Source organism: Acidovorax temperans (genome assembly GCF_028596105.1).
Lineage (GTDB): Bacteria > Pseudomonadota > Gammaproteobacteria > Burkholderiales > Burkholderiaceae_C > Acidovorax > Acidovorax temperans.
In genome coordinates this window covers 1,349,941-1,365,677 of the sequence record NZ_CP117193.1, presented here as the reverse complement: position 1 = coordinate 1,365,677, position 15,737 = coordinate 1,349,941, and the positions used below count along the sequence as shown (strand labels likewise).

The window sequence follows — 15,737 nt, the reverse complement described above, 5'->3', positions numbered from 1 at the left end:
GGCACCCGAGCTTTCCCTCAAAGCCATGCGCAATTGCAAGGCCAACGGCACAATCACCGCACCATGAACGCGCCGCCCCCCACGCTGCCCATCCGCACCGAATGCCCGCCCGGCGCCTGCGTATGCGACCGCGACGCCCTGCTGCAAGACCCCCAGGCCGATGCCCGGGTGCTGCTGCTCACCCGCGAGGAAGAAAAGCGCCTGCTGCAGCGGCTGGAGCAGATCACCAGCCTGGCCGACCTGCGCCGCCTGCAAGACCGCATGGAGCAGCAACTCGGCATCCGCCTCACCATCGCCCCCGGGCCCAATGAAGTGCGCACGCTGCGCGGCATCACCATCCTGGTCCACGAACAACGCGGCCTGTGCCGCAAAACCCGCCAGTCCATCCCCGCCGCCATCCGCCAAGCGCTGGAGCGACGGCCCGAGATCAGCTACGAATTGCTGGACGAAGGCGGGCTGTTTGGCGGACAGTAGCCGCCGGCGGCCCTGTAGCCGCACCCTAGAGCGAAGTCCCTGAAACAAAAAGGCCTTGAATGACTTCAAGGCCTTTTTGCTTGTGCATCGAAGCTCAGTCGGTGGATCTGAGCTGCGTGTCGATCATTCCCACTCGATCGTCGCTGGCGGCTTGCTGCTCACGTCATACGTCACGCGGTTGATGCCGCGCACTTCGTTGATGATGCGGCCTGACACCTTCTTGAGCAGCGCATAAGGCAGTTCAGCCCAGTCGGCGGTCATGAAGTCGCTGGTCTGCACGGCGCGCAGGGCGACAACGTAATCGTAGGTGCGGCCATCGCCCATCACCCCCACGCTCTTGACGGGCAGAAACACGGTGAAGGCCTGGCTGGTCAGGTCATACCAGGTCTTGCCTGTCGCTTCGTCCTTGAAGTTGCGCAGCTCTTCGATGAAGATCGCGTCGGCACGGCGCAGCAGGTCTGCGTATTCTTTTTTCACCTCACCCAAGATACGCACACCCAGGCCAGGGCCAGGGAACGGGTGGCGGTAGACCATCTCGTGCGGCAGGCCCAGGGCCACGCCCAGTTCGCGCACTTCGTCCTTGAACAGGTCGCGCAGAGGTTCAAGCAACTTAAGGCCCAACTGCTCAGGCAGGCCACCCACGTTGTGGTGGCTCTTGATGGTGACTGCCTTCTTGCTCTTGGCACCGCCGCTTTCAATCACATCGGGGTAGATGGTGCCCTGGGCCAGGAACGTCGCGCCTTTGACGGCGCGATTGCCTTCCTCTCCCTTGTGGCCGCCGGTGCCCGCCTTGAGCTTGGCGGCCTCGGCCTTGAACACATCGACAAACAGGCCACCGATGATCTTGCGCTTTTGCTCAGGTTCGCTCACGCCTGCCAGCTTGCCCAGGAACAAATCGCTGGCGTCCACGCGGATCACCTTGGCGTGCAGCTTGCCTTCGAACATGTCCATAACCATGTCGCCTTCGTTCAGGCGCAGCAAGCCGTGATCGACAAACACGCAGGTGAGCTGGTCGCCAATGGCGCGGTGGATCAACGCGGCAGCCACGGAAGAATCCACCCCACCCGACAGGCCGAGAATCACCTCCTCGTCGCCCACCTGTTCGCGAATCTTTTGCACCGCTTCTTCGATATGGTCGCGCATGATCCAGTCGGCGCGTGTGCCGCAGATGCCCAGCACAAAGCGCTCCAGCAAGGCACGGCCTTGCACGGTGTGCGTCACTTCGGGATGGAACTGCACGGCGTAATAGTGGCGGCTTTCGTCGGCCATGCCTGCGATGGGGCAGGACGGCGTGGAGCACATCACCTTGAAGCCTGGGGGCAGCTCGGTGACCTTGTCGCCGTGGCTCATCCACACCTTGAGCATGCCGTGGCCTTCAGGCGTGGCAAAGTCTTCAATGCCCTTGAGCAGTTCGGTGTGGCCATGCGCACGCACTTCGGCATAGCCAAACTCGCGGGTGTTGGAGCCTTCGACCTTGCCGCCCAGTTGGTTGGCCATGGTCTGCATGCCGTAGCAAATGCCCAGCACGGGGATGCCCAGTTCGAACACGGCGGCGGGCGCCTTGTCGTCCACCTCGTACACGCTGGCGTGGCTGCCAGAGAGGATCACGCCCTTCAGCAAGCCGTCCTTCGCGTATTCGCGAATCCACTCGTCGGTCACATCGCAAGGGTGCACTTCGCAGTACACATGGGCCTCGCGCACGCGGCGGGCGATGAGTTGCGTGACTTGCGAGCCGAAGTCGAGGATGAGGATTTTCTGGTGTTGCATGGCGGGCGACAGAAAGGTGCTTGAGGGCTTAAGAAAAGACAAAGGCCCGAACACCTGGGAGATGGGTTCGGGCCTGTGGTTGCGGAAGAATCAGTCCGCGCGGTAGTTAGGTGCTTCCTTGGTGATCTGCACGTCATGGACGTGGCTTTCACGGATACCAGCGGTGGTGATCTCGACGAACTCTGCCTTGTTGTTCATCTCTTCGATCGTGGCGCAACCGCAGTAGCCCATGGCTGCGCGAACGCCGCCAGCCATCTGGAACACGATGGAAACCATCGAGCCCTTGTACGGCACGCGGCCTTCAATGCCTTCGGGCACCAGCTTGTCGGCGTTGGGGTTGCCGGTGCTCGACTCCTGGAAGTAGCGGTCGGCGCTGCCCTGCTGCATGGCGCCGATCGAGCCCATGCCACGGTAGCTCTTGTAGCTGCGGCCCTGGAACAGGATCACTTCGCCGGGTGCTTCTTCAGTACCCGCGAACATGCCGCCCATCATGATGGTGCTGGCGCCTGCCGCCAAAGCCTTGGCAATGTCGCCGCTGTAGCGAATACCGCCGTCAGCGATCAGTGGCACACCCGTGCCCTTGAGGGCAGTAGCCACGTTGTCGATGGCCATGATTTGGGGCACACCCACACCGGCCACGATACGCGTGGTGCAGATCGAGCCAGGACCGATACCGACCTTCACGGCGTCGGCACCAGCTTCCACCAAGGCCAGCGCAGCCGCGCCAGTGGCGATGTTGCCGCCGATCACATCAACTTGCGGGTAGTTTTGCTTGACCCAGCGCACACGCTCGATCACGCCCTTGCTGTGGCCGTGGGCTGTGTCCACCACGATGGCATCCACACCGGCGCGCACCAGAGCTTCCACACGCTCTTCAGTACCCTCGCCCACGCCCACCGCAGCGCCCACGCGCAGACGGCCAGACGCATCACGCGCTGCATTGGGAAAGCTGGTTTGCTTGGTGATGTCCTTCACCGTGATCAAGCCCTTGAGCTCGAACGCATCGTTGATGACCAGGATGCGCTCCAGCTTGTGCTTGTTGAGCAGCGCCTTGGCTTGTTCAGGCGTGACGCCGTCTTTTTCGTTGACGGTGATGAGCTTCTCGCGCGGCGTCATGATCTGGTGGACCTTGACGTCGTAGCGTGTCTCAAAACGCAGGTCACGGCCAGTGACGATGCCAACCACCTTGCCGCCGTCGCATACGGGGAATCCCGAGATGCCCAGCTGCTCAGACAACTGAAGCACTTGCAGAACCGTATGCTCTGGCGTGATCACCACGGGATCACGCAGCACGCCGGATTCATAGCGCTTGACCTTGGCCACGTGCGCTGCTTGCTCCTGCGGGGTGAGGTTTTTGTGCACGATGCCGATGCCGCCCTCTTGAGCGATGGCGATGGCCAGGCGTGCTTCCGTCACAGTGTCCATAGCGGCGGACACGAGCGGCAGGTTCAACTGGATGTTGCGGGAGAGTTTCGTCGCGAGGGACGTGTCCTTGGGCAGGACCTGGGAGTACGCTGGCACCAGCAACACATCGTCGAAGGTGAGCGCTTTTCCAAGAAGGCGCATGAGAAAGCTCCAAAAAAAGGATTGTACCCGCACTGCCCCATGCGCTGTTGGCGGCGATACAACCGGCTGAGGAGCCCAACCCTCCGCCCATCTGTAACCAAGTGCGAATGCTGTGACAGCTCACCGCCCTCACCGCTAAACTTGTCCGCATGAAAATGCACAAGCTTCTCCTGCTGGCCGTGGCCTGCACATGGGCCCTGGGCGCTGCTGCTCAGTGGCAGTGGATCGACAAGGACGGCCGCAAGGTGTTCAGCGACCGCCCCCCGCCAGCCGAAGTTCCCGCCAACAGCATCCTGAAGCAGCCCGGCGGTGCACCGGTGGCTCGCCCTGCTACCACGCCAGAAGCCAGCAGCACCGAGAACGCAACGCCCGCAGCGGCCGCATCCAAACCAGCCGCCAAGCCTGTAGCGGCTGGCAAAGACAAGGAACTGGAAGAGAAAAAGGCCGCCGCTGAAGCTGCCGAAGCCGCCAAGAAAAAGGCGGAAGAAGAAAAGGTAGCGCGTGCCAAGGCCGAGAACTGCACCCGGGCGCGCCAGGCCAAGGCAACGCTGGAATCCGGCGTTTTGATGAAGCAAACCAATGCACAGGGCGAGCGAGTCATCATGGACGAAGCCAGCCGCAACGCAGAAATCAAGCGCACCAACGACATCATCGCCTCAGACTGCACTCGCTGAGGCCAAGGCAGCCAGGGCTCAGTAACCGGCCTTGGCTCCCGGGCGCTTGCTGGCAAACAGCCCGGTGGTGCGCGCGCCCTGTTTGGCAAAACGTTCACGCCGGGCCACTTTGGGGTCTACCTTCAGGGCGCGGTATACCTCCACCCGGTCCTGATGTTGCAGCACCGTGGTTTTCTCCACCACACGCCCCCAGATCCCACACAGAGCCGTTCCCTTGCTCACTTGGCGCCAGGCGGAGCCGCTGGGGCAAGCCTGCAGCGCGTCTGCCACGGTAGACCCTGGCGGCAACTGGAACTCCCACTGCTGGATTTGCCGCGGGGCCAGGCACACCACCACGATCACGGTCAAAGGAGCCTGCAAGGCGTGATCCTCTGTCAGATCGTGGCCGGCAGCTTCCACCCTCTGCTCAGCCATACACCTGCTCTGCGCGCTTGACGAACGCATCCACCATGGTGGCCGCAATGCGGTCAAACACCGGGCCCACCAAGGCTGCCAATGCGGCGCTGCTGAAGCCGTAGTTCAATTGCAGTTCCACCTTGCACGCCCGCTGGGTGCCGTCACCCACAGGCAAAAAGCGCCAGTCCCCCTCCAGCTTGGAAAACGGACCTTTGACGAGGTGCATTTGCACCCGCTCACCGGCTTCGTGAACATTTCGGGTGACGAAGGTCTGGCGAATGCCGCCCAGCGCAATACCCACTTCCGCAGTCATCCCCGCTTCGCTGCGCTCCAGCACCTGGGCACGGTCACACCAGGGAAGAAATTCGGGATAACGCTCCACGGCCGTGACCAAATCAAACATTTCTTTGGGCGAGTACCAGATGAGGACAGACTTTTGAACGGTTTTCATGCAGACGGGGCCCGGCGCCCGGTGGCAGGGCGGGCAGATGTGGGGGCCAGAGAAATTAGAATCGCGGCTGCGAGACAGCGACAATTGTAGGGAGGCCTTTTATCTTCCGGTTTGCGTCTTATCTAATTCCTCATGGCCAAAAAACCCGATCCCTCGTCCCGCATTGCTGACAACAAGAAAGCGGCTTTCAATTATTTCTTCGAAGAACGCCACGAGGCAGGCATGGTGCTGCACGGCTGGGAGGTCAAGGCGCTGCGGGAAGGCAAGGTACAACTGACCGATGGCTATGTTCTGATCCGCGATGGCGAGTTGTACCTGCTGGGCTGCCTGATCCACCCACTCAAAACCGCGTCCACCCACGTCAACCCCGAGTCAGCCCGTACCAAGAAACTGCTGCTCAAGAAGGACGAGATCAAGCGCCTGATTGGCAAAGTGGAGCAAAAGGGCTACACCCTGGTGCCCCTGAATCTGCACTGGAAAAATGGCTTTGTGAAATGCGAAATTGCACTGGCCAAGGGCAAGGCCGAACACGACAAGCGCGACACCATCAAGGACCGCGAAGGCAAGCGCGAGGTGGAACGCGCCATGAAGAGCCGTAACCGCTGACCATCACGGCACCAGCAGCAACTGCCACCCCGCAAAAAAGCCGCTTCATCAGCGGCTTTTTTGTCTCTTGCGCGCACCTGCGTGCGGCAGGCTCACTTCAACGCGGCCAATGGATGGGCGTGCACAGGCCAGGGGCTGGCAAAGAACGGCGCAACCATCTCGGGCGTCACGTCCTCGATGCGGCTGGGGTTCCATTTCGGGGCATGGTCTTTGTCGACCGCTAGGGCGCGGATGCCTTCCACCGTCTCACTCTGGCCAGGGCGCAGTAAGAAGCAGTGGCGCACCATGTCGCGCTCCATGCGCAAATCATCGGCCAGGCCCATGTGGCGCGCACGGCGGATTTGCTCCAGCACCACGTGCAGCATGAGGGGCGAGCGCTTGCGCAGCGTGGCCGCTGTGGCACGCGCCCAGTCGGTATCGGCGGACTCCAGGGCGCGCACGATATCGCCCACGGTAGGCAGCGAAAAATATTGGTCAATATCGGCTCTAGCGCTTGTGTGGTGAGCGCTGGCAGCTACAAACTTTGAAGCAACAAAGGCGCGAATGGCTTGTCCATCTGCAAAGTGCTGGCTGCCCAGGGCATCCCACACAGCGGCTTGCTGGTCTGAAGGCAGGCAGCCGTCGGCCAACTGGTTCTCGATGGCATCGCCCGCGCCAATGGTGTCGCCCGTCAGGGCCAGCCACTCACCCACGCTGCCAGGGCAACGACTCAGGAAGTAGCCACCGCCCACATCGGGGAACAGGCCAATGGCGGTTTCGGGCATGGCCATTTTGGTGCGCTCAGTCACCACGCGCAGGGCCGCGCCCTGGCTGATACCCATGCCGCCCCCCATCACGATGCCATCCATGAAGGCGATGTAGGGCTTGGTGTAGTTGTGGATCAGGTGGTTGAGTGCGTACTCTTCCGTGAAGAAGTCTTCGATCAGAGGGTTGCCCTGGCTGCCCGCCTGGTGCAGAAAGCGGATGTCACCGCCTGCGCAAAACGCGCCAAAGGGGCCTTCCTTATTGCTGCCGCGAATGGCCACGGCCAGCACCCGGTCATTGGCTTGCCAGGCAAGCAAGGTCGCCATCAGGTCACGCACCATGCCCAAAGAAAGCGCATTCAGCGCCCGGGGCCGGTTCAAGGTGATGAAACCCACCTGACCACGCACTTCACTCAACACCTCAGCAGCCACCACTGTCTCCGTCATTTTTGTTCCTTCCAACCCAACATTTCATTGAAAACCAGGGCACCGATCACCAGTGCCCCACCGGCCAATACGGCAGAGGCTGGGCGCTCTCCGGCCCCAAACCATGCCAAGAGAATGCCAAAGATCACCTCCAGCAAGCCCAGCAGTGCCATCTCGGGAGCCTTGAGCACGCGCCCACAGCGCACGGCCAAAACGCAAGGTATGGCCAACTGGAACACCCCCAGCAAAGCCAGCAAGAATAAATCATGTGCGGTGGCTTGCAGCGGCAAGGCCAGCGGCAATGTCACTATCACCGACACCACAGCCCCCACCAGCACGGCAGGGACCAGATCCACCGCATGGCCATGGCGCTGAGAGTGCTGCACCACCGTCCAGTTGGCAGCAGCAGCTACGGGTACGCACAGGGCCACCAAGGTGCCAGACAGTGGCAGACCCGCCATTTGCGAGCCGTACATCCAGCCAATACCCAGCCCGGCCAGCCCAATCGCCACCCAGGTGCGCAGCGCAATGCGGTGGCCGATGAAGATCCGAGCAAAAAGTGCCGTCAGCAGCGGCCCCACGGCCATGGTGACCAGCACGTTGGCCACGGGCATCAACGTCAGGGCCACCATGAAGGCGGTGAACATCGTCGCCCAACACAGGCCTGACAGCCACAGCGCTGCGCCACCGCGACGAATGGTGCCAAACACCCCCCGCCCCTGGATGGCGGGCAGCATGACCAGCAGACTCAGCAAGGTGAAGAAACTGCGCCAGAAAGTGACTTCAAAACTGCGAGCCTGCTCCAGGTGGCGCGTGACCAACCCCGCAATCGACCAGAGCAAGGTCACCACCACCATCAGGAACACCGCGCGGGTGTGTGTGAGTTTGAGCATGGAACGGCTGTGTCAGAACTACCAACGGACGGAAAAAAAGGGCCACAGCATCGCTGGGCCCTTTCATCGATCGACCTGCGCGCCGGGCTGGTGGGCTCGGCACGAGGTCAGCGCGCTTCAGATCAAGAGCGGCTGGCGCGCTTGCGCTCATTTTCGGTCAAATAGCGCTTGCGCAGACGCACCGACTTGGGCGTGATTTCGACCAATTCGTCGTCTTCGATGAACTCGACACCGTACTCCAGCGTGAGGTCGATAGGAGGCGTGATCTTGATCGCGTCTTCCTTGCCGCTCACGCGGAAGTTGGTCAGCTGCTTGGTACGCGTGGCGTTCACCACCAGGTCGTTGTCGCGGCTATGGATGCCGACGATCATGCCTTCGTACACGGGATCGTTCGCCTTCACGAACATGCGTCCACGGTCGTCCAGCTTGCCCAGGGCGTAGGTGAAGATTTCACCATCGTCCATGGAGATCAGCACGCCGTTCTTGCGGCCACCAATGTCACCCTTGTGCGGCTCGTAGCCGTCGAAGATGTTGGAGATCAGACCGGAACCGCGCGTCAGGTTCAGAAACTCGTTGGTGAAACCGATCAGGCCACGGGCAGGAATGCGGTATTCCAGGCGCACACGGCCACGGCCGTCGGACTCCATGTTCACCAGCTCACCCTTGCGCTCGCCCAGGGCCTGCATCACGCCGCCTTGGTGGCCTTCTTCGATGTCGGCAGTCACCAGTTCGATAGGCTCATGCTTGACGCCATCGATGTCCTTGAACACCACGCGTGGTTTGGAGACGGCCAGCTCGTAGCCTTCGCGGCGCATGTTTTCCAGCAGGATGGTCAGGTGCAGTTCGCCGCGGCCAGACACTTCGAAAATGCCGTCTTCGTCGGTTTCCTTCACGCGCAGGGCCACGTTGTGCTGCAGTTCCTTTTGCAGGCGGTCCCAGATCTGGCGGCTGGTCACGAACTTGCCTTCGCGGCCGGCCAGAGGCGACGTGTTCACGCAGAAGTTCATGGTCAGCGTGGGCTCGTCCACCTTCAGCATGGGCAGCGGCGCAGGGTTGGCCGGGTCGGTCACGGTCACGCCGATGCCGATGTCTTCAATGCCGTTGATCAGCACGATGTCGCCAGGGCCAGCCAGGGGGGTCTGCATGCGATCCAGGCCCTGGAAGGTCAGCACCTGGTTCACGCGGCCCTTGACGGTCTTGCCACCGGGGCCTTCCATGACGACCACGTCCTGCATGGGCTTCAAAGTGCCCTGGCTGATGCGGCCCACACCGATGCGGCCCACGAAAGTGGAGAAGTCCAGCGCCGAGATCTGCAGTTGCAGGGGAGCGTCAGGGTTGCCAGTGTTCGGCGGCACGTGCTTGAGGATGGTGTCGAACAGGGCCGACATGTCGGGACCCCACTGCTCACCAGGAGCGCCTTCTTCGAGCGACGACCAGCCGTTGATGCCCGAGGCGTACACCACGGGGAAGTCCAGCTGTTCGTCGGTGGCACCCAGCTTGTCGAACAGGTCGAACGCAGCGTTCACGACCTTGTCGGGGTTAGCGCCGGGCTTGTCCACCTTGTTCACCACCAGGATGGGGCGCAGGCCCAGGGCCAGGGCCTTCTTGGTCACGAAACGCGTCTGGGGCATGGGGCCTTCTTGCGCGTCAATCAGCAGCACCACGCTATCCACCATGGACAGGGCACGTTCCACTTCGCCGCCGAAGTCCGCGTGACCGGGGGTATCCACGATGTTGATGTGCGTGCCCTTCCAGCTCACGGCACAGTTTTTGGCCAGGATGGTGATGCCACGCTCTTTTTCAATCGCGTTGTTGTCCATCACGGTGTCGACGACCTTTTCGTGGTCGGCGAAGGTGCCGGACTGGCGCAGCAGCTGGTCCACCATGGTGGTTTTGCCATGGTCAACGTGGGCAATGATCGCGATATTGCGGATTTGTTTCGTCATAGTTTTTCCAATGTGCCGCTGTGCGCCATGGACGCGGAATGCGGCGTGCCTTCCAAAATTTGTTGAATTTCCAGCGGACTCAGGAGCCTGCCCGGCACCAGCTCCCCGCCAACGATGTGGCCCACCCCCAGCAACGCTGCAGGTTGATCGCCAAAGACCGCCACGGCACTGGCGTCAGGCCAGGGTCCACGGCGACGCACACCCGACAGAAACCGGGCTGCATTGTCGCCGTCCAACGTGACACGGGTGTGCCCCACCAGCAGCGACTCGGGAGGCAGAACGCAAGCCAGGCGCTGCGCCTCGTCCATGGCTTCGAGCTGCGCCAAAGTGACGCAACGCTCGACCCCCAGGCCTCCCGTATCGATGCGGCGCAAAAAGGTCAGGTGAGCCCCCACCCCCAGCGCTGCACCAATGTCTTCTCCCAAGGTACGGATGTACGTACCTTTGCTGCAAGTCACTATCATTTTGATAGCTGCTTGCGCTTTCTCTGTCTGGATCAGCTCCAGTTTCAATGCATGAATGACGACCTGGCGCGCCTCACGTTCCACGGCAATGCCAGCGCGGGCGTACTCGTACAGCGCCTTGCCATCTTTTTTGAGCGCGCTGTGCATGGGGGGCACCTGGCTGATGGGGCCGGTGAACTGCTGCTGCACGGCGGCCAGGCGCTCTGGCGTCAGGTGTTCGGGCAGCACCTCGCGGCGCTCCAGCACGTCGCCCTCGGCATCGCCGGTGGCGGTGGTCACGCCCAGCAACGCCACGGCTTCGTAGGTCTTGGGGGCGTCAAGTTGCAGTTGGCTGAATTTGGTAGCCGCACCAAAGCACAGAGGCAGCACGCCGGATGCCAAGGGATCCAGCGTACCGGTATGGCCCGCTTTTTCGGCGCGCAGCAACCACTTCACCTTTTGCAAGGCGTCGTTGCTCGAAAGGCCGAGCGGTTTGTCGAGCAGCAGCACTCCGTGCACCGGGCGCCGCTGCACCCGGATGCGGGGAGCGCGCTCGGTCATGCTTCCTCGTCGCCTTTCGCGCGTGAAGAGACAGCCTTGGCGATCAAGGCATTCATGTCGGCCGCGCGCTCGGAAGTGCGGTCGAACACGAAGTGCAACGTAGGCACGGTGTGGATGTGCAAGCGCTTGAACAGGCCATTGCGCAGGAAACCCGCAGCCTGGTTGAGCGCCGCCTGGGTTTCCACGGGGTCACCCACCAGCAGGCTGAAAAACACCTTGGCATGGGCATAGTCGGGAGTGACCTCCACGCCTTGCAGCGTCACCATGCCCACGCGTGGGTCTTTCAACTCGCGCGCGATGAGCTCGGTCAGATCGCGCTGGATCTGATCGGCCACCTTGAAGGCACGGTTAGGGGTAGCAGATTTCTTCGCAGCCATGTTGTCGCTTGTACCTCGTTCGCCTTACAGCGTCCGTGCGATTTCCTTGATCTCGAAGAACTCCAGCTGATCGCCTTCCTTGATGTCGTTGTAGTTGCGCAGCTTGATACCGCACTCGAAGCCTTCCTTGACTTCCTTGACATCGTCCTTGAGGCGGCGCACAGACTCGACTTCGCCGGTGTAGATGACCACGTTGTCGCGCAGCAGGCGGAACTTGCAGTTGCGCGTGACCTGGCCGGAGGTGATGTACGAACCCGCCACCGTACCGATCTTGGAAGCTACGAACACCGTGCGGATCTCGGCCGTACCAATGGCTTCTTCGCGCTGCTCGGGGGCTAGCATGCCAGACATGGCGGCCTTCAACTCATCCACGGCGTCGTAAATGATGTTGTAGTAATGCAGGCTCACATCGCTCGACTCGGCCAGCTTGCGCGCACCGGCATCGGCTCGCACGTTGAAGCCGATCACGATGGCCTTAGAGGCAATCGCCAGGTTGACGTCGGATTCGCTGATACCGCCCACGCCGGCATACACCAGCTGCACGCGGATCTCGTCTGTGGACAGCTTGAGCAGCGAGGCTGCCAGCGCTTCCTGCGAGCCCTGCACGTCGGCCTTGATGATGATGGGCAGCGTCTGCACCTCGCCCGCCGTCATCTCGTTGAAGACGTTTTCCAGCTTGGCAGCCTGTTGCTTGGCCAGCTTGGTGTTGCGGAACTTGCCAGCGCGGTAGGTCGCGATCTCGCGAGCACGGCGCTCATCGCTGAGCACCATGAACTCGTCACCAGCCTGCGGCACATCGGACAGACCCTGGATTTCCACCGGAATCGACGGGCCAGCCGTCTTGGCAGGCTTGCCGTTTTCGTCCAGCATGGCGCGCACGCGGCCCGAGGTTTGACCCGCCAGCACCACATCGCCCACCTTCAGCGTACCGGACTGCACCAGCACAGTGGCCACAGGGCCGCGGCCCTTGTCCAGCTGCGCTTCGATGACCAAACCCTTGGCCATGGCGTCAACAGGCGCCTTGAGCTCCAGCACTTCAGCTTGCAGCAGCACTTGCTCCAGCAACTCGTCGATGCCCATACCGGTCTTGGAGGACACCGGCACGAAGGGCGAATCACCGCCGTACTCTTCAGGCACCACTTCCTCGACCACCAGTTCCTGCTTGACGCGGTCGGGGTTGGCATCAGGCTTGTCAGCCTTGGTGATGGCCACCACGATCGGCACATTGGCAGCCTTGGCGTGCTTGATGGCTTCCTTGGTCTGGGGCATGACACCGTCGTCGGCCGCCACCACCAGAATCACAATGTCGGTGGCCTGCGCACCACGGGCACGCATGGCCGTGAAGGCCTCGTGACCAGGGGTATCGAGGAACGACACCATGCCGCGTGGGGTTTCAACGTGGTAAGCACCAATGTGCTGCGTGATACCACCAGCTTCGCCAGACGCCACCTTGGCGCGGCGAATGTAGTCCAGCAGCGAGGTCTTGCCGTGGTCCACGTGGCCCATGACGGTGACCACTGGAGCGCGTGGCAGCAGCTCGGCGTCTTTTTGACCCGCATCTTCGTCGGTGAAGGCTTCTGGATCGTCCAGCGCCGCCACCACTGCCTTGTGGCCCATTTCTTCCACCACGATCATGGCGGTGTCCTGGTCCAGAGGCTGGTTGATGGTGACCATCTGGCCCATTTTCATCAGGGCCTTGATCACTTCAGAGGCCTTGATCGACATCTTGTGTGCCAGCTCTGCCACCGTGATGGTTTCAGGCACATGCACTTCGATGATCCGGGCTTCCACCGGTGCGGAGTTCTGGTGATCGTCACGTTGATCGCGGTTTTCACCACGGCGGCCACGGGGGCCACCACGCCAGTTGTTGCGGCCCACGCCACCACTGCTGTCGCCGCGGGTCTTGATTTCTTTCTTCTTGGCCGTGTCGTTCGCCCAGCTGGAGGACAACTTGGCCGACTTGACCTCCTTGCCCGAACCACCGCCGGGGGCGACTGGTGCGGCAGCACCCGCATTGCGTGGGCCTGTGCCGGTACCAACGGCAGGCTTGTGCAGGGTGCCCTTCTTCGCGTCACCCACGGCGGCAGGCTTGGCTGCTGGCTTGGGTTCCTCAGGCTTCTTGGCCACCATGACGGACTTCTTGGGCGCCGCCATCATCGCGCGAATGGCCTCGGCTTCCGCCAGGGCCTTGCGACGACGCTCTTCCAGATCGCGGGCTCGCGCAGCTTCTTCTTCGGCACGGGCCTTGGCTTCTGCGGCGGCCTTTTCACGGGCTTCATTCTGGGCTGCGGCACGGGCAGCCGCTTCGGCCTGCTGCTCGCGTGTAGCTTCCTGCTGCTGCGCAGAGGCTTGCGCCTTCTTGGCGGCTTCCTGGGCAGCGTAGGCTGCAGCGCGCTCTTCCGCTTCACGTTCGCGGCGCTCGCGCTCTTCACGCTCAGCACGTTTGGTAGCCAGTTCAGCTTCCTGGCGACGAATCAGCTCAGCCTGGCGACGAGCTTCTTCCTCGCGGCGAACCAGTTCCTGGTCCTCGCGCGACACGGCGGATTCTTCCACCGCAGCTTCACGCGCCTGGGCGGCCGGCGCAGACGCCTCAGCGCCTTCATCGCGCTGGATGAAGGTGCGCTTCTTGCGTACTTCCACCTGGATCGTGCGGGCCTTGCCGGTGGCATCGGCCTGCTTGATCTCGCTGGTGGACTTCTTCACCATGGTGATCTTTTTGCGATCCGCCGAAGCGGTGCCATGGCTGGCCTGCAGGTAAGCCAGCAGTTTTTGCTTGTCAGACTCGGTCAGGGGGTCTGAAGCGGCAGTCTTGCCCACACCAGCAGCCTTGAGCTGATCCAGCAGGGTTTCAGGCGATTTCTTGAGTTCGTTAGCGAACTCGGCGACAGTATTACTCGACATATTTGGTTCGTGCCTCCCTGACCTTACTCTTGCCCTGCCACGAACCAATGTTCGCGGGCCTTCATGATCAAGGCCTTGGCTTCTTCAGCAGACTGTCCGGTCAGGTCGGTCAGCTCATCAATGGCCAGATCGGCCAAGTCGTCACGTGTATGCACACCGCCTTCGGCCAGCTTGGCAATCAGGTCGGGAGTCATGCCTTCGAGGTCGCGCAGGTCTTGAGAGACCTCTTCCACGCTTTCCTCACGGGCGATTTCCATGGTGAGCAGCGCATCCTTGGCGCGGGCGCGCAGCTCGTTCACGGTGTCTTCGTCAAACGATTCGATCTCCAGCATTTCCTGCAGCGGCACATAGGCCACTTCTTCCAGGGTGGCAAAGCCTTCGGAGATCAGGATGTCGGCGATTTCCTCGTCTACATCCAGCTTTTCCATGAACAGGCGGCGCGAGGCGTCGGACTCGTTGGCCTGCTTTTGGGCAGACTCGGCAGCGTCCATGATGTTGATCTTCCAGCCCGTCAGGTCGGAAGCCAGGCGCACGTTCTGACCACCACGGCCGATGGCGATGGCCAGGTTTTCCTCGTCCACCACCACATCCATGGCGTGTTTTTCTTCGTCCACCACGATGGAGGACACGTTCGCGGGTGCCAGCGCACCAATCACGAACTGCGCGGGATCTTCCGACCACAGCACGATATCCACACGCTCACCAGCCAGTTCATTGGTCACAGCATTGACGCGGGTGCCACGCACGCCGACGCAGGTGCCGATGGGGTCCACGCGCTTGTCGTGCGACAGAACGGCAATCTTGGCGCGCGAACCGGGGTCACGGGCGCAGGACTTGATCTCCAGCAGGCCTTGCTCGATCTCGGGCACTTCCTGGCGGAACAGCTCCACCATGAATTCGGGGGCCGAACGCGACAGGATGATCGGTGCGCCGCGCAGCGTCAGATCCACTTCCATGATCATGGCGCGTACACGGTCGCCACTGCGCAGGTTTTCCTTCGGAATCATTTCCGAGCGACGCAGGCGGCCTTCCACGCGGCCGGATTCGACAATGATGTCGCCCTTGTCCATGCGCTTGACGGTGCCGGTGAAGATCTTTTCGCCCCGCGACATGAAGTCGTTGAGCAACATTTCACGCTCTGCATCGCGGATCTTTTGCAGGATGACCTGCTTGGCCGCCATGGCGCCGATACGACCGATGGGCACGGATTCGACACCTTCTTCGATGTACTCGCCCACCTCGATGTCAGCCACGCGCTCGCGGGCATCCATCAGCAGCTCTTCAGCATCTGGGTTTTGCAGGCCGGCATCATCAGGCACCACCAGCCAGCGGCGGAAAGTCTCGTAGTTGCCGCTGTCACGGTCGATGGACACGCGGATATCCACTTCGCCTTGGTACAGCTTCTTGGTAGCCTGGGCCAGGGCCGATTCCACGGCACCCAAGACCACATCACGCTCCACGTTCTTCTCGCGCGAAATGGCCTCAACCAACATCAACAATTCGCGATTCATGC

14 protein-coding genes are annotated in these 15,737 nt (G+C 61.8%); 3 read left to right on the top strand and 11 right to left on the bottom strand.

Going from position 1 to position 15,737, the window contains the following annotated elements; genetic code table 11:
• The first annotated feature begins 63 nt into the window (after positions 1–63).
• Positions 64–474 carry a hypothetical protein gene (locus PQV96_RS06425; protein WP_142081288.1) on the top strand — a complete coding sequence of 137 codons (411 nt, stop codon included), beginning with the start codon at positions 64–66 and terminating at the stop codon, positions 472–474.
• Between the two features lie 123 nt (positions 475–597).
• Here PQV96_RS06425 and guaA read toward each other — a convergent pair whose 3' ends face one another.
• Together guaA and guaB are read right to left on the bottom strand one after the other, a co-directional pair.
• Positions 598–2,241, bottom strand: coding sequence for a glutamine-hydrolyzing GMP synthase (gene guaA, locus PQV96_RS06420; RefSeq protein ID WP_207374740.1), 1,644 nt, complete (start codon positions 2,239–2,241; stop codon positions 598–600).
• Positions 2,242–2,331: 90 nt separating this feature from the next.
• On the bottom strand, positions 2,332–3,807 hold the full coding sequence (gene guaB / locus PQV96_RS06415; RefSeq protein ID WP_207374741.1) for an IMP dehydrogenase: 1,476 nt from the start codon (positions 3,805–3,807) through the stop codon (positions 2,332–2,334).
• A gap of 149 nt (positions 3,808–3,956) precedes the next feature.
• Here guaB and PQV96_RS06410 point away from each other — a divergent pair, with 149 nt between their 5' ends.
• Positions 3,957–4,481 carry a DUF4124 domain-containing protein gene (locus PQV96_RS06410; protein WP_207374742.1) on the top strand — a complete coding sequence of 175 codons (525 nt, stop codon included), beginning with the start codon at positions 3,957–3,959 and terminating at the stop codon, positions 4,479–4,481.
• Between the two features lie 18 nt (positions 4,482–4,499).
• On the opposite strand, the gene PQV96_RS06405 is transcribed toward PQV96_RS06410, so the two are convergent.
• Both PQV96_RS06405 and PQV96_RS06400 read right to left on the bottom strand, forming a co-directional pair.
• Positions 4,500–4,841, bottom strand: a complete 342-nt coding sequence (locus PQV96_RS06405) for an RnfH family protein (RefSeq protein ID WP_242638248.1) — start codon at positions 4,839–4,841, stop codon at positions 4,500–4,502.
• 46 nt (positions 4,842–4,887) lie between these two features.
• Positions 4,888–5,328, bottom strand: coding sequence for a type II toxin-antitoxin system RatA family toxin (locus PQV96_RS06400; RefSeq protein ID WP_207374744.1), 441 nt, complete (start codon positions 5,326–5,328; stop codon positions 4,888–4,890).
• A gap of 132 nt (positions 5,329–5,460) precedes the next feature.
• Here PQV96_RS06400 and smpB point away from each other — a divergent pair, with 132 nt between their 5' ends.
• Complete coding sequence (gene smpB, locus PQV96_RS06395; RefSeq protein WP_044400887.1) at positions 5,461–5,934, top strand: SsrA-binding protein SmpB; 474 nt, start codon at positions 5,461–5,463, stop codon at positions 5,932–5,934.
• A gap of 92 nt (positions 5,935–6,026) precedes the next feature.
• On the opposite strand, the gene PQV96_RS06390 is transcribed toward smpB, so the two are convergent.
• The 7 genes from PQV96_RS06390 to nusA form a co-directional block, all read right to left on the bottom strand.
• Positions 6,027–7,124 carry an enoyl-CoA hydratase/isomerase family protein gene (locus PQV96_RS06390; RefSeq protein WP_207375188.1) on the bottom strand — a complete coding sequence of 366 codons (1,098 nt, stop codon included), beginning with the start codon at positions 7,122–7,124 and terminating at the stop codon, positions 6,027–6,029.
• Positions 7,121–7,996, bottom strand: a complete 876-nt coding sequence (locus PQV96_RS06385) for a DMT family transporter (RefSeq protein WP_273624834.1) — start codon at positions 7,994–7,996, stop codon at positions 7,121–7,123. Before PQV96_RS06385 ends, PQV96_RS06390 begins: the two co-directional genes overlap by 4 nt.
• A gap of 122 nt (positions 7,997–8,118) precedes the next feature.
• On the bottom strand, positions 8,119–9,942 hold the full coding sequence (gene typA, locus PQV96_RS06380) for a translational GTPase TypA (protein WP_273624833.1): 1,824 nt from the start codon (positions 9,940–9,942) through the stop codon (positions 8,119–8,121).
• Complete coding sequence (gene truB / locus PQV96_RS06375) at positions 9,939–10,946, bottom strand: tRNA pseudouridine(55) synthase TruB (protein ID WP_142081298.1); 1,008 nt, start codon at positions 10,944–10,946, stop codon at positions 9,939–9,941. The genes typA and truB overlap by 4 nt, the downstream gene beginning before the upstream one ends.
• Positions 10,943–11,323, bottom strand: coding sequence for a 30S ribosome-binding factor RbfA (gene rbfA / locus PQV96_RS06370; RefSeq protein WP_273624832.1), 381 nt, complete (start codon positions 11,321–11,323; stop codon positions 10,943–10,945). The genes truB and rbfA overlap by 4 nt, the downstream gene beginning before the upstream one ends.
• Positions 11,324–11,347: 24 nt before the next feature.
• Entirely contained in the window at positions 11,348–14,224 is a 2,877-nt protein-coding gene (gene infB, locus PQV96_RS06365) for a translation initiation factor IF-2 (protein WP_142081300.1), read from the bottom strand.
• A gap of 23 nt (positions 14,225–14,247) precedes the next feature.
• A complete protein-coding gene (gene nusA / locus PQV96_RS06360; RefSeq protein ID WP_142081302.1) occupies positions 14,248–15,735 on the bottom strand; it encodes a transcription termination factor NusA in 1,488 nt (495 codons plus the stop codon).
• Between the last annotated feature and the right edge of the window lie 2 nt (positions 15,736–15,737).